Origin of the sequence: Enterobacter sp. SA187, assembly GCF_001888805.2 — a bacterium.
Lineage (GTDB): Bacteria > Pseudomonadota > Gammaproteobacteria > Enterobacterales > Enterobacteriaceae > Enterobacter_D.
Map to the genome: position 1 here is coordinate 3208518 of NZ_CP019113.1, position 20034 is coordinate 3228551.

At 56.4% G+C, this 20034-nt stretch carries 21 protein-coding genes; 14 read left to right on the forward strand and 7 right to left on the reverse strand.

Going from position 1 to position 20034, the window contains the following annotated elements; genetic code table 11:
- Positions 1 to 117 precede the first annotated feature (117 nt).
- The gene (locus BMF08_RS15415) at positions 118 to 1218 is read left to right on the forward strand and encodes a cobalamin-independent methionine synthase II family protein (RefSeq protein ID WP_072568425.1); all 1101 of its coding nucleotides are present in this window, start codon (positions 118 to 120) and stop codon (positions 1216 to 1218) included.
- 130 nt (positions 1219 to 1348) lie between these two features.
- Here the strand turns inward: BMF08_RS15415 and ydeE are convergent, their stop codons facing one another.
- A complete protein-coding gene (ydeE, locus tag BMF08_RS15420; protein ID WP_072568426.1) occupies positions 1349 to 2545 on the reverse strand; it encodes an efflux MFS transporter YdeE in 1197 nt (398 codons plus the stop codon).
- A gap of 194 nt (positions 2546 to 2739) precedes the next feature.
- On the opposite strand from ydeE, the gene eamA reads away from it, so the two are divergent.
- Positions 2740 to 3636 carry an O-acetylserine/cysteine exporter gene (gene eamA, locus BMF08_RS15425; RefSeq protein WP_072569442.1) on the forward strand — a complete coding sequence of 299 codons (897 nt, stop codon included), beginning with the start codon at positions 2740 to 2742 and terminating at the stop codon, positions 3634 to 3636.
- A 33-nt stretch (positions 3637 to 3669) separates the two neighbouring features.
- Here eamA and marB read toward each other — a convergent pair whose 3' ends face one another.
- From marB to marR, 3 genes are read right to left on the reverse strand one after another with little or no spacing between them, the layout of a single operon-like run.
- Positions 3670 to 3885, reverse strand: coding sequence for a multiple antibiotic resistance protein MarB (gene marB / locus BMF08_RS15430; protein WP_072568427.1), 216 nt, complete (start codon positions 3883 to 3885; stop codon positions 3670 to 3672).
- Positions 3886 to 3917: 32 nt separating this feature from the next.
- On the reverse strand, positions 3918 to 4298 hold the full coding sequence (gene marA, locus BMF08_RS15435; RefSeq protein WP_140419632.1) for an MDR efflux pump AcrAB transcriptional activator MarA: 381 nt from the start codon (positions 4296 to 4298) through the stop codon (positions 3918 to 3920).
- A gap of 17 nt (positions 4299 to 4315) precedes the next feature.
- A complete protein-coding gene (marR, locus tag BMF08_RS15440; RefSeq protein ID WP_072568429.1) occupies positions 4316 to 4750 on the reverse strand; it encodes a multiple antibiotic resistance transcriptional regulator MarR in 435 nt (144 codons plus the stop codon).
- 187 nt (positions 4751 to 4937) lie between these two features.
- Between marR and BMF08_RS15445 the strand changes: the two genes are divergently transcribed.
- The gene (locus tag BMF08_RS15445; protein WP_072568430.1) at positions 4938 to 5603 is read left to right on the forward strand and encodes a MarC family NAAT transporter; all 666 of its coding nucleotides are present in this window, start codon (positions 4938 to 4940) and stop codon (positions 5601 to 5603) included.
- Between the two features lie 38 nt (positions 5604 to 5641).
- On the opposite strand, the gene BMF08_RS15450 is transcribed toward BMF08_RS15445, so the two are convergent.
- Positions 5642 to 6838, reverse strand: coding sequence for a sugar transporter (locus BMF08_RS15450; RefSeq protein WP_072568431.1), 1197 nt, complete (start codon positions 6836 to 6838; stop codon positions 5642 to 5644).
- 180 nt (positions 6839 to 7018) lie between these two features.
- Here BMF08_RS15450 and BMF08_RS15455 point away from each other — a divergent pair, with 180 nt between their 5' ends.
- A complete protein-coding gene (locus BMF08_RS15455) occupies positions 7019 to 7816 on the forward strand; it encodes a PhzF family phenazine biosynthesis protein (RefSeq protein WP_072568432.1) in 798 nt (265 codons plus the stop codon).
- A 2-nt stretch (positions 7817 to 7818) separates the two neighbouring features.
- Here the strand turns inward: BMF08_RS15455 and BMF08_RS15460 are convergent, their stop codons facing one another.
- Together BMF08_RS15460 and ptrR are read right to left on the reverse strand one after the other, a co-directional pair.
- Positions 7819 to 8763: an L-lactate dehydrogenase gene (locus tag BMF08_RS15460; protein ID WP_072568433.1), complete on the reverse strand. Its 945-nt coding sequence runs from the start codon at positions 8761 to 8763 to the stop codon at positions 7819 to 7821.
- A gap of 87 nt (positions 8764 to 8850) precedes the next feature.
- Positions 8851 to 9720, reverse strand: a complete 870-nt coding sequence (gene ptrR, locus BMF08_RS15465; protein ID WP_072568434.1) for a putrescine utilization regulator PtrR — start codon at positions 9718 to 9720, stop codon at positions 8851 to 8853.
- Positions 9721 to 9824: 104 nt separating this feature from the next.
- Between ptrR and sad the strand changes: the two genes are divergently transcribed.
- The 10 genes from sad to BMF08_RS15515 all read left to right on the forward strand — a co-directional run bounded on the left by sad (position 9825) and on the right by BMF08_RS15515 (position 19952).
- Positions 9825 to 11216 carry a succinate-semialdehyde dehydrogenase gene (gene sad, locus BMF08_RS15470; RefSeq protein WP_072568435.1) on the forward strand — a complete coding sequence of 464 codons (1392 nt, stop codon included), beginning with the start codon at positions 9825 to 9827 and terminating at the stop codon, positions 11214 to 11216.
- A gap of 154 nt (positions 11217 to 11370) precedes the next feature.
- Positions 11371 to 12960, forward strand: coding sequence for a methyl-accepting chemotaxis protein (locus BMF08_RS15475; protein ID WP_072568436.1), 1590 nt, complete (start codon positions 11371 to 11373; stop codon positions 12958 to 12960).
- A 60-nt stretch (positions 12961 to 13020) separates the two neighbouring features.
- Complete coding sequence (gene glsB, locus BMF08_RS15480) at positions 13021 to 13938, forward strand: glutaminase B (RefSeq protein ID WP_072569443.1); 918 nt, start codon at positions 13021 to 13023, stop codon at positions 13936 to 13938.
- Positions 13939 to 14113: 175 nt separating this feature from the next.
- The gene (locus BMF08_RS15485) at positions 14114 to 14668 is read left to right on the forward strand and encodes a type IV secretion protein Rhs (protein ID WP_072568437.1); all 555 of its coding nucleotides are present in this window, start codon (positions 14114 to 14116) and stop codon (positions 14666 to 14668) included.
- Positions 14665 to 15015, forward strand: a complete 351-nt coding sequence (locus tag BMF08_RS15490) for a putative T6SS immunity periplasmic lipoprotein (protein ID WP_072568438.1) — start codon at positions 14665 to 14667, stop codon at positions 15013 to 15015. The genes BMF08_RS15485 and BMF08_RS15490 overlap by 4 nt, the downstream gene beginning before the upstream one ends.
- A gap of 3 nt (positions 15016 to 15018) precedes the next feature.
- Positions 15019 to 15516: an Hcp family type VI secretion system effector gene (locus BMF08_RS15495; protein ID WP_072568439.1), complete on the forward strand. Its 498-nt coding sequence runs from the start codon at positions 15019 to 15021 to the stop codon at positions 15514 to 15516.
- Positions 15517 to 15747: 231 nt separating this feature from the next.
- A complete protein-coding gene (locus BMF08_RS15500; protein ID WP_072568440.1) occupies positions 15748 to 17175 on the forward strand; it encodes a GGDEF domain-containing protein in 1428 nt (475 codons plus the stop codon).
- A gap of 133 nt (positions 17176 to 17308) precedes the next feature.
- The gene (locus BMF08_RS15505) at positions 17309 to 18301 is read left to right on the forward strand and encodes a sensor domain-containing diguanylate cyclase (protein WP_072569444.1); all 993 of its coding nucleotides are present in this window, start codon (positions 17309 to 17311) and stop codon (positions 18299 to 18301) included.
- 53 nt (positions 18302 to 18354) lie between these two features.
- Entirely contained in the window at positions 18355 to 19314 is a 960-nt protein-coding gene (locus BMF08_RS15510; RefSeq protein ID WP_072568441.1) for a sensor domain-containing diguanylate cyclase, read from the forward strand.
- Between the two features lie 95 nt (positions 19315 to 19409).
- A complete protein-coding gene (locus tag BMF08_RS15515) occupies positions 19410 to 19952 on the forward strand; it encodes a GNAT family N-acetyltransferase (RefSeq protein ID WP_072568442.1) in 543 nt (180 codons plus the stop codon).
- Positions 19953 to 20034: the final 82 nt, after the last annotated feature.

A 20034-nucleotide genomic window follows, 5' to 3' on the forward strand; every position in this document is an offset into this window, starting at 1 on the left:
TATCCCGAACAGGATATGACATCTTTTTTGGATGTTTAGCCGTCCAGAAGGCTATAAATTCAAATAATGAACTATCACGCCAGGGTATTACTTTTCACTGGCGGCAAGGAGATAAGCATGCAACAACACGCCCCGTACCGCGCCGATGTCGTCGGCAGTTTTTTACGCCCGGACGCCATTAAACAGGCGCGAATCCAGTTTGCGCGCGGTGAAATCGACGCCGTGCAGCTGCGCGCCGTGGAAGACGACGCTATCCGCCAGGTGGTGGAACAGCAGTGCGCCTGTGGCCTGCATGTGGTGACCGACGGCGAGTTCCGTCGCGCCTGGTGGCATTTCGACTTCTTTGATGGTCTGAACGGCGTGGAGCGTTACGATTCTGAGCAGGGCATTCAGTTCAATGGCGTGCAGACCAAAGCCCACAGCGTGCGCGTGACCGGCAAGCTGAGCTTCGGCGATCACCCCATGCTGGAAGACTTCCGCTATCTGCAAAGCATCAGCGGCAATGCGCAGCCGAAAATGACCATTCCCAGCCCGAGCGTGCTGCACTTCCGCGGCGGGCGTAAAGCCATAGACGCGACGGTATACCCGACGCTGGACCGCTACTTTGACGATCTGGCGACCACCTGGCGCGATGCCATCCGCGCGTTTTATGACGCGGGCTGCCGTTATCTGCAACTGGATGACACCGTCTGGGCCTACCTGTGCTCTGACGAGCAGCGTCAGCAGATCCGCGAGCGCGGCGACGATCCGGACGAACTGGCGCAGATTTATGCCCGCGTGCTGAATAAGGCGCTGGAAGGCAAGCCGGACGATCTGACCATCGGCCTGCATGTCTGCCGCGGCAATTTCCGCTCGACATGGATTTCGGAAGGCGGCTACGAGCCGGTGGCGGAAGTGCTGTTCGGCACGGTGAATGTCGATGCGTTCTTCCTCGAATACGATAACGACCGCTCCGGCGATTTTGCCCCGCTGCGCCATGTGCGTCCTGGCAAACAGCAGGTGGTGCTGGGGCTGATCACCACCAAGAATGGCGAGCTGGAAAACCCGGAAGGTATTAAGGCGCGTTTGCAGGAAGCGGCGCAGTATGTGGATATCAATCAGATCTGCTTAAGCCCGCAGTGCGGCTTTGCGTCAACCGAAGAGGGCAACTCTCTCACGGAAGCGCAGCAGTGGGATAAAGTCCGTCTTGTCACCGCCATTGCCGATGAAGTGTGGTAAGTGACAGTGTAACGTATTAGTTGCCCGGCGGCGCGTTGCTTGCCGGGCCTACAGGGGGATAATCATTATCACCGTAGGCCGGGTAAGGCGAAGCCGCCACCCGGCATTTAACCCCACCCGGCATCACGCTTTACACCGCCACCTTTTCCTTCACGTCCTGCCATGGGCTGACCCGCATCCCCAGCAGCATCATCAGCCAGGCCAGCACAATCACCACCATCAGGATCACAAACAGCGACCAGCCCGGCAGATTCGTCAGGATCACCCCGGTGGCCAGTGGGTTTAACGCCGCGCCCAGCCAGCCTAACGCCTGGGCAGAGAAGTAGCTGGATTTCATACCCGCAGGCGCGATGTTATCGATCAACAGGTATTCCCCCGGCGCATAGATAATCTCGCCGACGGTAAAAATCGCCGAGGCTACGCCCCAGAACCACAAATTGCTGCCCGCGAGCATAAAGCCCGCCAGCCCCACCACAAAAAACAGCGTCCCGGCGGCCATTAACGGCTGGATATTGCGGGCGTTGATACTGCGGCCCAGCGCATATTGCAGGCTGACCACCATCGCGGCATTCACCGACAGCACCACCGCCACCACTTTCTCGGCGAAATTGTTATCCGCCACGCTCATCACGTACTGGGAAATACAGGTGGCGAAGGAACCGGCGACAAATGAGGCCAGAAAACCGGAAAGGGTGAACCACAGCAGCGCCTTATCCCGCAGCAGCACCGACGGCGACCAGGCAACGCTCTCCTCGCCGCGCATAGTGATGGGAATGCGCTGCACAAACAGCTGAATAAACACCAGCGGGAAGGCGGCGCAGGCTGCCGCCAGCCAGAACGGCAGGTTGACGCTCTGCATCACCAGCAGCGTGCCGAGGGGCGGCCCCACGGTCCAGCCGATATTCAGCACCGTATAGTTGAGGGAGAATATCTTCGCTTTCGCCGACGGCGTCAGGGTGTCCGAGAAATAGGCCTTCAGCACGGTGGAGAACACCGAATAGGCGCAGTTGATCAGCGCAAACAGCGCCACCACCACGATGACGTTATTACTGAGCGGGATCGCCGAGAAGCCGATAATGAAGCAGGCGATGGCGATCACCATATAGCGCTTTTTGTCGAATTTATCCGCCAGAATACCAAAACCGAGGCTGAAAAAGACGCCGATGGTGAGGGCAATACTCAGGGCATAACCTACTGCATCCACCGTCATGCCGTACTGACGGCTGAGATAGATCGTCATAAAGGGCAACGTGGCACCGCGACCAATGGTCAGCAGTAACGAGGAGGCGAGTAGTGCGAGGGTGGAACGGGTTTGTGTTGGGATCATATGCTTGCCTGACATCACATTAATTATCGTTATTTGCTATGACTTACAGCAATAACATGCAGATCCGGGCTTGTATAGCTACCGGTTTGTTCTGGAATGCGAAAACTGACCTGCCATAATTTGGGATCTGCCTCTGTACATTCTTTTACGTTAACGTTACTTTTTTACATAAATTTAAAAACATCGGGGCAATGATGACGCGTAAAGATAGTCTGCTGGCGTTGCTGGTCGTGGTGGTGTGGGGACTGAATTTCGTCGTCATCAAACTTGGACTGCACAATATGCCCCCGCTGATGCTGGCGGGATTACGATTCGTGCTGGTGGCCTTTCCGGCGTTGCTGGTGGTGTCACGGCCAAAAATCCCGATGCGTCTGCTGTTCGGCTACGGGCTGACCATCAGCTTCGGGCAGTTTGCCTTTCTGTTCTGCGCCATTAACTTCGGGATGCCCGCCGGGCTGGCGTCGCTGGTGCTGCAGGCGCAGGCGTTCTTTACCATCATTCTCGGCGCCTGCGTGTTCGGCGAGCGCTTACAGGCGAAGCAGGTGATCGGCATTACGCTGGCGGTGTTCGGCGTGCTGGTGCTGGCGCAGGCGAGCCTCAACGGTCAGCATGTGGCGCTGCTTGGCTTTCTGCTGACGCTGGCGGCGGCGCTGAGCTGGGCCTGCGGCAATATTTTCAACAAGATGATCATGCAGCTGCCGGTGCGCCCGTCGGTGATGTCGCTGGTGGTGTGGAGCGCGCTGATCCCCATCGTGCCCTTTATGGTGGCGTCGCTGATTTTCGACGGTCCGGCTGTGATGGTACAAAGCCTGGTGAATATCGATCTCGTCACCGTCTTTTCGCTGCTCTATCTGGCCTTTGTGGCGACCATTATCGGCTACGGCATCTGGGGTACGCTGCTCGGGCGCTATGAAACCTGGCGTGTTGCGCCGCTGTCTTTGCTGGTGCCGGTGTTCGGTATGGGCAGCGCGGCGTTATTGCTGGGTGAAACCCTGACGCTGTTACAGCTGGTCGGGGCGGCGCTGATTATGGCGGGGCTGTATATCAATATCTTTGGCGTGCGTTTCCGTAAAGCGCTGCCGGTCAGATAAAAAAAAGCCCCGCCGGAGCGGGGCAAAGCGAAATTAGCCGTGCCGGTTGTAATAAGGCACGCCTAATTCGTCGGATTTGTCGCTGCCGGTTCCCATATGATTAAAGTCGAAAGGCGACTGGTCGTGGGCCGACGGCATGATCATCGCGTCGCGGTCACTGGGCGCGGCAGGATGACGGGACTGCTCCGCATAGCTCTGGGCGCTTACCAGCATCAGAGCGGTGAGGGCGGCGGAGACGATAATTTTCATGATTTCCTCGATACGTCTAAAACAGGCGTTTCTCAATTACAGTGATTAATAGGCAGCAGATACCGGGTTTCGCCGTGCATACCGGTGGTACGGTATTTGTGCGGCGGCACGTCAAAGTAGTTCTTGAAAGTGCGCGTCAGCGTCTGCTGTGACTCAAAGCCATAACGCTCGGCCAGATAGAGGATTGGCTCGTTGCTCTGCTTGAGCTTTTGCGCAATTTCAGTAAGTTTGCGGCTGCGGATGTATTGACCTAATGAATGGCCAGTTTCTTTTTTGAACATCCGTTGCAGGTGCCACTTCGAGTAACCTGAACGCTCGGAAACCTTCTCCAGCGACAGCGGGGATTCCAGGTTATCTTCAATCCAGTCCAAAATGCTATGAATAGTGATCGCGTCATTATTGCGTCTGGACATCGTCATACCTCGTTGTTTTACGGCAGTACTTTTTTGAGTAAATACTCAAGAGTTGCCACTTCGTCTGCCGTTAAGTTTTTTGTTAGTTCCTGATGCAGGTCTTGTCCTAATAACTGATGGCCGCGCTCGCACAGCGCCGCGCCATCGGTGGTCAACCGAATCAGTACGCCGCGCTTATCGTGCGGGTTTGGCGTACGTTCGATCCAGTCTTTGCATACCAGACGATCCAGCATGCGGGTCAGGGCGCCCAGATCGACAGAAAGCACTTTTTTCAGTTCCACCGGCGTAATGCAGCCGGCGCAGCGAATTGAACAAAGCACTTTAAACTGCGTCGCGGTAATATCCAGCGGCGACAGGTAATCGTTAAGCAGGCGATCTTTTTTCTGGTTAACCATATGAATAAGACGGCCAAGTGGGATGATTTCGTTAAACAAGTCACTTGTGTTATTCACGATGGTTGCCCCGGCAAGTAAGTAATCACGGCGGATATTATTGCCGGGGCAAGTATAAGTCAACTGAATGAATCGCCGAATGCCACGAATTGCTAAAACGTTTCACGTCCTGTCACTTTTCTGCTCCTCGCCCCCCTTTACAGATATACTTGACGGGTATTTACCTCATCACAGGAGTGAAATTTTCATGCTGGATCTTATTCGGGCGATTGGCCTCGGACTGGTGGTTTTACTGCCGCTGGCGAATCCCTTAACCACGGTTGCGCTCTTTCTCGGCCTTGCCGGGAACATGAACAACGCCCAGCGCAACGAACAGGCGCGCATGGCCTCGTTGTATGTCTTTATCATCATGATGGTGGCGTACTACGCCGGGCAGCTGGTGATGAACACCTTTGGTATTTCGATACCCGGTCTGCGAATTGCGGGCGGGCTGATCGTCGCCTTTATCGGCTTCCGTATGCTGTTCCCGCAGCAGAAAGCCCATGAAACGCCGGAGGCGAAAACCAAATCTGAAGAGCTGGAGGATGCGCCGGACACCAATATCGCCTTTGTCCCGCTGGCAATGCCCAGCACCGCCGGGCCAGGAACCATCGCGATGATCATCAGTTCCGCCTCAACTGTGCGCCACTCCAGCGAGTTTCCGGAATGGGTGATCACCGTCGCGCCGCCGCTGATTTTTGCGCTGGTGGGGCTGATTTTGTGGGGCAGCCTGCGCAGTTCCGGGGCGATCATGCGGCTGGTGGGCAAAGGCGGTATCGAAGCGATTTCACGTCTGATGGGCTTTTTGCTGGTCTGTATGGGGGTGCAGTTCATCATTAATGGCGTGCTGGAAATCATCACCACTTACCATTAAAAAAACAGCCCCTGACCTGGCGGTGAGGGGCTGGCAATTCAGACGGTCGGCGCGTGCTCTTCCAGCGCCGTCGGCCAGCGGCGGAATATCAGCACCGCCCAGATCAGCGCCGCCAGCGCAGGGATCGCGCCCACATAGCCGATAGCGCTCATCGACCCGTGCAGGCTCACCTGATTGCCCACCAGCGCACCCGCGCCAATGCCGATATTGAAAATCCCCGAGAACAGCGCCATCGCCACGTCGGTGGCATCCGGCGCCAGCGACAGCACCTTCACCTGCATACCAAGGCCGATGATCATGATCGCCACGCCCCAGAACAGGCTCAGCACCGCCAGATGTATTTCACTGGCTGCCGCGGGGAGCAGCAGCGCCAGGCACAGCGCCAGCAGGGCGATAGCACCGCTCACCAGCCCTGAGGCGTGGGCGTTACCCAGCTTGCTGAACAGCACGCTGCCGATGATGCCCGCCCCGCCCAACACCAGCAACAGCAGGGTGGCGAAGCTGGCGCTCGATCCGGCGACCGTCATCACAAACGGCTCGATATAGCTGTAGGCCGTATAGTGCGCTGTCACCACCACCACGGTGAGCAGATAAATCGCCATCAGCGCCGGACGGCGGAACAGCACCGGCAGGCTTTTCAGCGATCCGGAGTGCTCGCTCGGCAGACGCGGCAGCAGTTTGACAAGGCACAGCAGGGTGATGAGCGCCCCGAGGCCGATAATAAAGAAGGTGGTGCGCCAGCCGAAATACTGCCCGACGAGGCGGCCAATCGGCAGGCCGAGCACCATCGCCAGCGCGGTGCCGGTGGCCAGCAGGCTCAGCGCCTGGGCGCGTTTGCCCGCCGGGGCGAGGCGGATCGCCAGCGACGCGGTGATCGACCAGAAAATCGCATGGGCAAAGGCAATGCCGATACGGCTTACCACCAGCACGGTAAAGTTCCATGCGAGGAACGACAGCACATGGCTGGCGATAAACAGCACAAACAGGCCAATCAGCAGCTTACGCCGTTCCACCTGGCTGGTGAGCAGCATAAAGGGCAGCGACAGCAGCGCCACCACCCAGGCGTAGATGGTCAACATAATTCCGACCTGCGCGGTTTCCATACCAAAGCTCTGCGCGATATCAGAGAGCAGCCCCACGGGGACGAACTCCGTGGTGTTAAAAATAAAGGCCGCAATGGCAAGCGTAACCACCCGTAGCCACGCGACCCGGCGTGATACCGTGTTGGTTGTCATAAATTTCTCAGGCGTGAATGCAATAAGGGAAGACGGCGATCTTAAAACGATTAGTGGTGAAAATACAGCCGTTTTGTGATTTAGATCTCATTTTCCTGCCTGCGCTGACCGATAAAAACGGCTGCGCGCTGCGGTGCCTTATGTCATGGTAGCCATCGGGATCCGCAACAGGAGCAGACAATGCAGGAAATTGATTTTTATATGGTTGATGCGTTCAGCGACCGCGCCTTTGGCGGTAACGCGGCGGCGGTATGCGTATTAACGGAATGGCTGCCGGATGAGACGCTGCTGAAGATGGCGAAACAGCATAACCAGTCCGAGACGGCGTTCTTTGTGCGCCATGATGACGGCTATGAGCTGCGCTGGTTCACCACCCAGTATGAGATTGACCTTTGCGGCCACGCGACCCTCGCCGCCGCGCACGTGATCTTTAACCATCTGGGGCATCCTGATACGGAAATTGCTTTCACCACCCGCTTCGTCGGCCCGCTCAGCGTCTCCCACAATGGCGACTGGCTGACGCTGGATTTCCCGGCCTGGCAGACGCAGCCGGTGGAGGACCTCCCGCCATTGCTGTTCAGCGCGCTGGGCATCGACCATGCGGTGGAAGTGCGCGCCGCACGGGATTATCTGGTGGTGCTGCAAAATCAGCAGCAGGTGGAAGCCCTGCAACCGGATATCGCCGCCATGATACCGCTTGGCAAAATGGTCTGCGTCACCGCGCGGGGGGATAACCATGATTTCGTCAGCCGCTTTTTCTGCCCCGGCGAAGCGGTGGCGGAAGATCCGGTCACCGGCTCCGCCCACAGTATGCTGATTCCGTACTGGGGCGAGAAGCTTGGCAGAACGCACCTTGCGGCCCGTCAGGTTTCCGCCCGCGGCGGCGATCTGCGCTGTGAATGGCGCGGCGAGCGGGTGAGCATCGCGGGTCAGGCCACCACCTACCTCACCGGGCGCATTCAGCTGAAACAGCCTTAACCTTACGGCAGGCGGGCGATATTGGCGGCGATGACGCTGGCGGAGTGACGGAACAGCGTCAGCTCATCGTCCGCCAGCTGTAATTCAATGATCTGCTGTACTCCGCTTTGCGCCAGCACGGCGGGTACGCCTATGGCGATATTGCTCATGCCGTACTCTCCGTCCAGAATGCAGGAGATGGCCAGCGCCCGGTGACTGCCGGTAAAGATATTACGGCAGATCTCGGCGATGGTGCCGGCAATGCCGTATTCGGTGCAGCCTTTACGGGCGTAAATATCAAATCCCAGACGCCGTACCTTCGCGGCAAGCTGGTCGCCATCCAGCGGCTGCCCGGTTTTCCGCTGGTACACCTCGGCAATGGGGGAGCCGTAAACCGAAGAGTGCGACCACACCGGGAACTGGGTGTCGCCGTGCTCGCCGAGGATAAAGGCATCAATACTCTGCGCGCCAATGTCCAGCGCCTCCGCCAGCGTGCGGCGCAGCCGGGTGGTATCCAGCCAGACGCCGGTGCCGATCACCTGATTGCGCGGCAGCCCGGAAAGCTTCCACACCTGCCAGGTAATGATGTCGCAGGGATTGGTGGCGACGAGAAAAATGCCGTTAAAGCCGTTAGCCATCATCTGCGGCACAATGGTCTGCACGATACGCGCCGTGCCGGTCAGCTCATCAAGACGGGTCTGGCCGGGTTTGAGCGCGCCGCCGGAAACGGTGATCACCGCGATATCCACATCTGCGCAGTCCGTTACTTCACGGGTGGAAAGGGTCATCATGCCCGGCATATAAGCGGCGGCATCGGCCAGATCCTGCGCATGTCCGGCCACGCGCTCCTGGTTAACGTCCACCAGAATCAACGCTTCACAAATATTCTGATTAAGCAGGGCGTAGGCCGCAGAGGCGCCCACGTTGCCGGTACCGATAATCATGACCTTTCGGGCTTTGGTATTCATGGATGTTCCGTTTTCAGGAAAAAGATAACTAAAAGTATCGCTCCTGATCGGGTGAGCGCAATGCGCTAACCGGCGTATAGGAAAATCCTATGACGCCGTCCCGCGCTCCGCGAGCAAATCAATAAAGGCCTCCAGTGGCCGGGTTTTCGCCCCTCGCCGCCACACCAGCCAGGTGGTCAGCCAGCGCCAGTTCTCCGCCAGCGGCCAGGCGCTGATCTGATGATGCCCCGGCATACTTTCCAGCATAGAGCGCGGCATCAGGGCAAGACCTGCGCCTGCGATCACGCAGGCAAGCATACCGTGGTAGGACTCCATCTCATGGATTTTACCCGGCGTGGCGTGATCCGCCTGAAACCAGCTTTCGAAATGCCGCCGGTAGGAGCAGTTGGCGCGAAAGGCGTAGATGCTCATGCCGTTCACTTCTGCGGCGCGGGTGACAGGCGGATGCCCGCCGGGGGCCACCAGCATCATCTCTTCACGATACACCGGAATGCCCTCCAGCCCCGGATGCATCACCGGGCCGTCCACAAAGGCCGCGCTGAGCCGCCCGTCGATCACCCCGTCAATCATGGTGCCGGATGGCCCGGTCGCCAGGTCAAACTGGATCCGCGGATAGCGCTGATTGTATTCCGCGAGGGTGACAGGAATACGCACGGCGGCGGTACTCTCCAGCGCGCCGAGGGAAAACAGCCCCTGCGGTTCGTCACCGGCGACCACGCTGCGCGCCTCATCCACCAGCGCAAGGATCTGCTGGCTGTAGTGCAGAAAACTGTGCCCGGCGGGGGACAGACGCAGCCGCTGGTTTTCGCGGATAAAGAGATCGACCCCCAGATCCGCTTCAAGCTGGCGAATGCGGGTGGTCAGGTTAGACGGGACGCGGTGCACCTGCTGCGCCGCCTGGGTGATGCTGCCGGTACGGGCGACGGCGTTAAACATCTCAAGCTGGGTTAAATCCATACCATTCTCAATTCGTGAACAGTGGGGTTAATATTATTCAGTTTTCAGAAATAGCAGAGGCAGGCAGGATAGGGCAAGTCTTACATTCATTAAGCGAGAAAATAATGACCCATTCATCTGTCACCCATGCGCTGCCCGTCAACCCGGCAACCGGAGAAACCCTGGGCACACGCCCGTGGGCCACTGCGGAAGAAGTGAATAACGCCGTCGCGCTGGCGGATCGCGGTTATCGCCAGTGGCGGGAACTGGATGTTGAGCAACGCGCCGGGATGCTGCGCAGGGTGGGCGCCACGCTGCGTCTGCACGGCGAAACTATGGCGCAGCGCATCCGCCAGGAGATGGGCAAGCCCATTATGCAGGCGCGCGGCGAAGTGAAAAAATCGGCGGATCTCTGCGACTGGTATGCGGAACATGGCCCGGCGATGCTCAGAACAGAGCCGACGCAGGTGGAAAATAATCAGGCGGTGATTGAGTATCGTCCCCTTGGCCCGGTGCTGGCGGTGATGCCGTGGAACTTCCCGGTGTGGCAGGTGCTGCGCGGCGCGGTGCCGATCCTGCTGGCCGGTAACAGCTATTTGCTGAAACATGCGCCTAACGTGCTGGGCTGCGCTGAGCTGCTGGCGGACATTTTCCGCGAGGCGGGCGTGCCGGAAGGGGTGTTTGCCCAGGTGAATGCCACCAATGAGGGGGTGAGCCAGGCCATTAAGGATCCGCGTATCGCGGCGGTGACGGTCACCGGCAGCGTGCGGGCAGGGGCGGCCATTGGCGCGCAGGCCGGTGCGGCGCTGAAGAAATGCGTGCTGGAGCTGGGCGGTTCCGATCCCTTTATTGTGCTTAACGATGCCGATCTGGATCTGGCGGTAAAAGCCGCCGTCGCCGGACGCTATCAGAATACCGGACAGGTGTGCGCGGCGGCGAAGCGCTTTATCGTCGAGGAAGGGATTGCCGCTGCCTTTACGGAGAAATTCGTTACCGCGGCAGCGGCGCTGAAAATGGGCGCGCCGGATGTGGAAGAGAACTATCTCGGCCCGATGGCGCGTTTCGATCTGCGCGATGAGCTGCATCAGCAGGTGCAGGTCAGCCTGCGTGAAGGGGCGAGCCTGCTGCTCGGCGGTGAGAAACCAGCGGGCGCAGGAAATTACTATCCGGCCACCGTACTGGGTAACGTGACGCCGTCGATGACCGCGTTTCGTCAGGAGCTGTTCGGGCCGGTCGCGGCGATCACCGTGGCGAAGGATGCGGAGCATGCGCTGGCGCTGGCTAACGACAGCGATTTCGGGTTATCGGCGACGCTCTTTACCGGTGATGAAGACCGTGCCGCCCGTTTTGCGGCGCGTCTGGAGAGCGGCGGGGTGTTTATCAACGGCTACAGCGCCAGCGATGCCCGCGTGGCCTTTGGCGGGGTGAAGAAAAGCGGCTTTGGCCGCGAGCTGTCCCATTTTGGTCTGCATGAGTTTTGTAATGTGCAGACGGTGTGGAAGGATCGCGTCTGGTGAGCTTGCCCGGTGGCGCTACGCTTACCGGGCCTACATCTCGCCCCCAGGTCCGTGCATGTAGGCCCGCGCAAGCGCAGCGCCGCCGGGCAATGTCATGGTACTGTCATTTATCTTTTGTAGACTCGCGCCCATTGTGAGGTTACAGAAGAATATCATGAACTTATTGCAAACTTTTCGCCGTCTGACGCGGCGATTTACTCCACGGCAGTTTGGTTTGCTGGCCGGTATTTTTTGCGTGATCGGCCTGTTTTCCGCCCTTCAGATCTCCTCCTCACTGCTGCTCTCCCGCTCCCTTAACGAAGCGCAGCACAACGAACAGCGCAATCAGCTGGCGCAACAACAGCAGGTCAAACTGGATGAGTCGCGCATCGCGCTGTTGGCCGCCAGCGATCTGTTAAACCGCGCCGGCGTCTGGTTTATGCAGGATCAGGCCACCGGCTCTGACGGCAGCTGGCACAGCCTGATGGAGGAAGCGCAGCAGGCGCTGGTCACCTCCCATAAGGCCTGGGACGACTGGCTGGCGCTGAACCCGGTAAATGATGACGGGCTTATTAACAGCTATCAGCAGTTCTTTGGCGCGATCAAAGAGCAGGCGGACGGGCTGACGCGCACGCAGTCCATCGATGCGTTTTTTGCCGTGCCCGCCCAGGCCTTTCAGGCGGATTTCAACGATAACTTTGCCCGCTACCAGCAGGCCAGCCAGCAACGGGCGGAGCAGGGGCGTCAGGCGCTGATGGGCAGTCTTACCGGCTTACAGGATCTCTATCTGCTGGCTCCGGCGCTGCTGCTGGCTATTGCCGTGGCGGTGTGGTTCGGCATGTCCCGCTGGGTGATCACGCCGCTGCGTGGGCTGATTAAACATATCAATCTGCTGGCTGCGGGAGATCTCTCCACGCCCTTGCCGCAGGTGGCGTATTTTAACCGTGAGGTAGGTCAGCTCGCTGCCAGTATCAGCACCATGCAGCACGGTCTGTTGCAGCTGGTGGTGCAGGTGAACGACGCCACCGCCTCGATGGTGGATCATATTAACCGTCTGGCGGACGGCAACCAGAAGCTGTATCAGCAATCGGCGCGCCAGGCGAAAGAGCTGGATGAGGTGACGGCCCATATCGCGGCGCTGGAATCTCACGTTGAAGGCAATACCGGCTACGCGCAGCTTGCCAGCCAGCGGGCGGATGAGGCGCAACAGGTGGCGGCGGGGGGCGATCGCATGATGGATATGGTGAATGCCTCCATGCGCGCCATTGTCGAACGCTCCGCAGAGATGCGCGGCATTGTGTCAATTATCGACAGCGTGGCCTTCCAGACTAATATTCTGGCGCTTAATGCCGCCATTGAAGCGGCCCATGCCGGAAATCACGGGCGCGGCTTTGCGGTGGTGGCGAAAGAAGTCGGTCTGCTGGCACGCAAGAGCAGTCACTCCACGCAGACCATTCAGCAACTGATCCAGCATTCATTACAGGGCATTGAAGACGGGTCCCAGGCGGTCACGCGGCTGGAAGATAATCTGCAACAGGTAACGGGGCTGGTGGGGCATCTGAGTACGCTGCTCAGTGATATTTCCGCTGCCACCCTGAATCAGGGAGAGAATATCCACCAGATGACCCGTCAGCTGCATGGTCTGAATCAGGTGGCGCGGCATACCGGCGAACTGGTGAGCAGCGCGGCGCTGGCCTCGCAGCAACTCCATGATGATTCTCATCAACTGATGCAGGCGGTGGCGCGTTTTCGTCTGCCCGCCTGACGGACGCTCTGCTATACTCCCGGCCTCTTATGGCCGGGGTGTAAGGAGCATACTGTGGCGATGATTGATAACGACGTACTGGAAACCATCCTGACGCAGATCAGGCCGCTTATCGGGCGCGGTAAAGTCGCGGATTATATTCCGGCGCTGGCCTCGGTGGAGGGCAATAAGCTGGGTATCGCCATCAGTACGGTGAACGGACAGCACTTTGCGGCAGGCGACGCCCATGAACGCTTCTCCATTCAGTCGATTTCCAAAGTGCTGAGTCTGGTGGTGGCGATGAACCACTATCAGAAAGATGAGCTGTGGTCGCGAGTGGGGAAAGATCCTTCCGGTCACCCTTTTAACTCCCTCTTACAGTTAGAAATCGAGCAGGGGATCCCGCGCAATCCCTTTATTAACGCCGGTGCGCTGGTGGTGTGCGATATGCTGCAAAGTCGTCTCAGCGCGCCCCGTCAGCGGATGCTGGAAATCGTCCGTAAGCTAAGCGATGTGCCGGATATTGCCTATGACGCGACCGTCGCCCGCTCGGAGTTCGAACATTCCGCCCGTAACGCCGCCATTGCCTGGCTGATGAAATCCTTTGGCAATTTTCATAATGACGTGACCACGGTGCTGCAAAACTATTTTCACTACTGCGCGCTGCGGATGAACTGTGCCGAACTGGCGAAGACCTTTCTGTTTCTCGCCTGCGAAGGGCGCGCGCCGCATCTTGCGGAGCCGGTGGTATCGCCCTTACAGGCGCGTCAGGTGAATGCCCTGATGGCGACCAGCGGCATGTATCAGAGCGCCGGAGAATTCGCCTGGCGCGTGGGGCTACCGGCTAAGTCCGGCGTCGGCGGGGGGATTATCGCCGTGGTGCCTCACGAAATGGTGATCGCCGTCTGGAGCCCGGAACTGGACGAGGCGGGGAATTCGCTGGCGGGCATTGCGGCGCTGGAAGTATTGACCAGACATATGGGGCGCTCCGTCTACTGATCGGCAGGCAGACGCTCATGACCTTAACTTGTTATGCCGGAGCTTTCATTGCCGGCTGATAAGCCATATCTGATATTTTTGATTATAAGAGCTATTTCAATAAATAATATTACATTTTAGGTGTTATTAGGATGTACCATTATCGATGAAACGCAGCATCTTAAAGGATCAAGATATGTATTATCCAAATTCGGTCCGTTGGCGTGAGACACAATATGGCGGGTTAAGGAGATTACGGCTGGGTGAAATTAATCTTGCAAGTTCTCTCTATGGACACAGTATTTATTACAACAAAGTATGGGTGCATTATGATAGTTATTTGCCTTTGAATCTTCAACCAAGCGATATTGGTATGGCACCAAATGGCGAAATGTGGTTCAGAGATAAGCATGAAGATGATTTTTCCATGCCTAAAAAACCAAGGGTTGAACAACAACACCTTTTTATGCATGAAATGATGCACGTCTGGCAACATCAGCGTGGAATGTGGGTGAGAACAAGAGGTTTAATTTCCCGTTTTGCTGATTATACTTATGATCTCGATAAAAACAAATTACTGGATTATAGCCTCGAGCAGCAGGCCTCTATTGTTAGCGATTATTGGTTATTAAAAACCTATGGCTTTAGGCATTATGCGTATCTTATCGATTATAGAGACTATAATAATGATGAACCATTTTTTGAGCTACTTAATAAATATGAGCGTGTATTAGGGAGTTTTCCTGGATGAGAAAAAGATTCACTACAGTTCTGTTAGTTACCCTGCTTACAGGCTGTCCTGGGAAAGACGGACTGAAGATGAGCAGACAGCGGTCAATATTCCTGAATGGTGATCATATTTGTTTTTCTTTAGATAAGCAGGCTGTACTTACACGCTACATTTTGACAACAAATGGTGCTTACTATAAAGAATTGCTACATGGAAATGCTGTCAGGCTTTCCTATCCTGATACTTGCTTTATCGTCCACCTGGAAAAAGGCGTAACTTACAATGCAGCTTTTGCCCTTGATGGAGAGAATTATTATTATACGTTTATAATTGATAATGAAAATAATATCTTAGTGCCATGGAGGTAATTGATGTCATTGCCAGCTTATATGTTTCTCTATGATGAAAATGGTATGTTGTTAAACAATGGTTCTGCTGGGCTTGGACGTGAAGGCGCAGTTGAAATATTGAGCAGTAGTTATGGTGTTAGCCAACCAGTAGACGCTTATACGGGTAGAATTACTGGCACACGGCATCATGAGCCTTATATTCTTCATAAGGATGTCGATAAACTTTCTCCGTTTCTTGTGGTGTGTGTCTGTGAAGGTCGTCGACTAAAAAAAGCAGAAATAAGATATTACGAAATAAATGATGCCGGGATTGAAAGGGAAATCTATAGAGTGACAATGGAAGGTGTTGTCATAACATATGTGAATGCTAATCATACGTATATTCCAGGTTCCAATAAACACAATATGATTGAAACAGTCGGACTAAGGTATAATAGTATTGAGTGGTTATATCTTGACGGTACGATCAGGTATTCAGATGCGTGGTCAAAGCCTCTCCCTGTGCAAGAGAAGAAGTAATACAACCGTCACCAAAGAGCGCCTGTTGTGTCCATCGACACTGTGGAAAGCTAACCACCATGGTTGAAGCCCTAACCATGCTAATGGGGCGTTCCGTCTACTGATCGGCAGAGATAAGCACGGATAATATTAAGCGTCAGATGATTAAGATGGTAAAGGACATGTTAAGCTCCTGTACCATTTTTTCTGACCTTATGCTCGCCCTGTGCGATTGTCTGGAATACTAATTTAATGCGCCCTGATGTGATGACGCCTTTTCGTTTGTTCCGTGAAGATAAACCGCTGCGTAACGCTGTCTGTATATTCCTGATCACCACGCTGTTTTACGCCATTGGCGCGATGCTGCGGCTGGTGGAAGAGCTGTCGCTGTTCTGGCCGCTGAATGCGGTGATGGCCGGTATTTTTGCCCGTTTCGCCTGGCTTAATCGCCTGCATAATTACGCCATCTGTTATACCGCGATGATGCTCTACGACGGGCTGACCACCGACTGGGGCCCGGCCTCGTTTGTGATTAACTTCTCCAATATGGTGTTTATCCTCACCTTTGCGCTGCTGGTCCAGCGGGACAAACATGTCCCCGTGCAGGCGGAAGCGCTCTCTGTCGCCCTGCGGCTGTTTAATTACTGTCTGCTGGCCTCGGTGCTGTGTGCCTTGTGCGGGACTTTTGGTTCGCTGGGTATTGACACTCAGGCGTTCTGGCCGCTGTTTGCCGACTGGTTCAGCGAGCAGTTCTCCACTGGCGTGATGATCCTGCCCTGTATTCTGGCGTTCTCCTGGCCGGGGCTGAGCCGTCCGTTTAAGGTGCAGCACCTGCTGCCGCTGATAGCGCTGGCCCTGAGCATTGTCGCCTCGGTGGTGATTGGCGGGGCGGGCAGCCTGGCGTTTCCGCTGCCAGCGCTGATCTGGTGCGCGGTGCGTTATTCTCTGCTGACCACGGCGCTGCTGACGCTGATCACCGGCGCGGCGGAAATCATACTGGTGGCTAACTCCATCATTAATATTTCCATGTCCGCGAAACTGCATACCTCGCAGATGTTTTCTGCGCGTCTGGGGATCGCCACCATGACCATCTGCCCGATTATGGTGTCAGTCAGCGTGAATGCCATTAATGCGTTAATGAAGCAGGTATCGCTGCGCGCCGATTTCGATTTCCTCACCCAGGTCTATTCCCGCTCTGGTCTGTATGAACTCCTGCGTCAACAGGAGAAAATTAACCATGCCCCGCGCCCGATGTCGGTGATGCTGCTGGATATTGATTACTTCAAAACCATTAATGATAACTATGGTCACGAATGCGGGGATAAGATCCTCTCTGCTGTAGCGCAGAAAGTGCAACAGGTGGTGGGGAATGCCGGTAACGTGGCGCGGATGGGCGGGGAGGAGTTTGCGGTGATCGCCAGCGTACCGGATGAGCAGCAGGCGCTGCAACTGGCGGAAACCATCCGTCAGAGTATCGAGCAGCATCGTTTTCGCTGGCGGCAACAGACGCTCTCGCTGACCGTCAGTATCGGGCTGAGTCATGCGGTGAGCGAATTCTGGCAGCGCACCGAAACCTTTAACCGTCTGCTCAATGAAGCCGATGAATATCTCTATCAGTCTAAAAAGGCCGGGCGTAATCGCGTCAGCGTGCAGGGCGGTGCGCAGACTTTATTGATATGACTGTTAAATAACTTGCCAGGTATTTTCGGCGTCAATAATATGGCCGGGTAAACCTGGTGAGACATGCGGCATGAACGGATCGGACAAACTGAATATTAACGCCAGGGTAACTGGTCTGCGATTTGTTCGCCGCATGTATCTGATGCGTATGCTCGGTACGCTACTCTGTTTTTTCCCTGTTCTCTCGGTGCTGGTGGAACATCATCAACCGCTGTGGCTGATGGTGCTGCTGGGCGTCAACGCGTTCGTCTGGCCCGGCCTGGCGTTTCTGCGCGCCCGGCGTTCTGCCACGCCGCACAATACCGAACATCAGAATCTGCTGCTGGATGCCGGAGCGGGTGGTTTCTGGATCGCCATGATGGCGCTGAATCCGCTGCCATCGGTGGTGATCGCCACTATTCTGCTGTCGGACAGACTGGCGGCAGGCGGCCTGAAACTGCTGCGGAAAGCCGCCATCGCGCTGGTGGCAACCGGCCTGTTCGCCTGGCTGATAAGCGGTATGCCTTTTGAACCGCAGGTTTCCCAGCGCACCATGTTCGCCACGCTGCCGCTGGTGGCGATTTATATGCTGGCGCTGAGCGTACTGACCGACGCCATTAGCCGCAAGCTGCGGCTGAAAAGCCGCGAGCTGGAGCGCATCGCCATGATGGATCCGCTGCTGGATATTGCGAACCGTCGTCTGCTGGAAAAACGTATTACCCATGAACTGGACACCCTCAACCAGCGCTGCCGCAGCTCAATTCTGATGTTCATTGATATTGATAACTTCAAAGAGGTAAACGATCGATTCGGGCATAAAGTCGGCGATGCGCTGCTGGTGACGGTCTCGAAAATCCTGCACGCGGCAACGCGGCAAACCGATACCCCGGCGCGGCTGGGCGGCGATGAGTTTGTCATCCTGCTGCCGGATACCACCCTGGACGAAGCTTATATCGTCGCCACGCGCATTATGGACGGCGCGTCGGTGATGACCATTGGCGCGGATATTTCATTCCGCACGACCCTGAGTATCGGCATCGCCAGCGCCACTCCGGCGATGGACGACGTCACAGACTGGCTAAAAGCCGCCGACGATGCGCTTTACCGCGCCAAGCGTGAAGGCAAGAACCAGATCTACTGTCACTGACAAACGCGCTGAATGAACTAGACTTTATGCATGTCTGGCGAGAAGAGTGCGTTATGAAACACCCTGAAATCCCCCCAAATGAATCGCAAAGGATGGCCTCGCTGCACGAGTCCGGTTTGCTGGAAACGGCATCCCGGGAACGCTTCGACAGGCTGACCCGTCTTGCGAAAAGAATGTTTAATGTGCCCATCGCGCTGGTAAGTCTGGTGGGGGCCGATACGCTGCACTTTATCTCCTGCGACGGCATTCCTGATGGCCGGGTGGAGCGGAAAATCTCCTTTTGTGGTCATGTCATTCTCAGCGATATGCCGATGGTGGTGGCGGATGCCCTTAAGGATCCGCGTTTCAGTGAAAACCCGCTGGTCACCGGCGAGCCTTTCATCCGCTTCTACGCCGGTTATCCGCTGCGCGTGCCGGATGGATCCAACGTCGGCTCGTTCTGCATTATCGATCGTCAGCCGCGGGAATTTACCCCTGCGGAACTTGCGGTACTGAAAGATTTCGCCGCCATCGTGGAGGATGAGTTCGCCACCATCAGCGTGGCCACCACCGACGAGCTGACCGGGTTGTATAACCGCCGTGGCTTTGAAAACCTCGCGAAATTCGCCATTACCGCCGCCCGGCGTCGGGCGGAGCCGTTAACCCTGGCGTGGATCGATCTGAACCGCTTCAAATACATCAACGATACCTGGGGCCATGAGGAGGGCGACAATGCCCTGAAGGCAGTGGCAAATCTGTTGCGCGAGAGCTTCCGCGAGGCAGATTTACTGGTGCGCTTTGGCGGCGATGAGTTTGCGGTGCTTTTCTCCGATACCAGCGAAGACGGCGCCTGGGTGGCGATGACGCACCTGGTTGAGCAGGCGGAAGCCTTTAATGCGTCCTCACAAAAGCCCTGGAAACTGTCGTTCTCCTGGGGGCTGAGCGAATACGATCACCAGGCGATGCCGGATATGAAAAGCTGGTTGAAAACGGCGGACGATCGGATGTACGCCATGAAAGAGAAAAACCGTTAGCACGTTGATCGGTAGCCATAAGAAAACGCTATCGCAACGCCGTTGCGTTAAATATTTGTTATCAGCATAGTGATCATTTTGAAAAGGAAAACATGATGATCACTACTGTCCTCTGCCGCCCGCTCGGGCGCGATGAAATTATCCAGCGAATTGACGAACTCTGTGACGTGCTCGAAGACTGCGTGCGCGGCGGGGCGTCCGTCAGCTTTATGCTGCCCATCACCCGCGACACGGCCATGCACTTCTGGCAGGGCGTGGCGGAAAGCGTGGGGCGCGGCGAGCGCGCCGTGCTGATTGCTGAGAATGCCGACTTTCGCATCATCGGCACGGCACAGATTATCCTGGATCAACCCCCCAATCAGCCGCACCGCGCCGATGTCGCCAAACTTTTGGTTCACCAATCTGCACGCCGCCAGGGCGTGGCGCGGCAGTTGATGGATAATCTTGATGATATTGCTAAGAAAAATGGCAAAACCCTGCTGGTTCTCGACACCGCCACAGGCAGCGACGCGGAGTTTTTCTATGCCCGCAGCGGCTGGGAACGCGTGGGGGAAATCCCTGGCTATGCTCAGATGCCGGACGGAACTGTGACGGGGACGACAATTTTTTATAAGAATTTAACATCCAACGCAATTTAACGACTGCAATTGATCAAAACAGGGTTTCATGGTCGTAAAGTCTGGTAAGTTATCACACCAATCTTCCCAGGTTGTATGACTA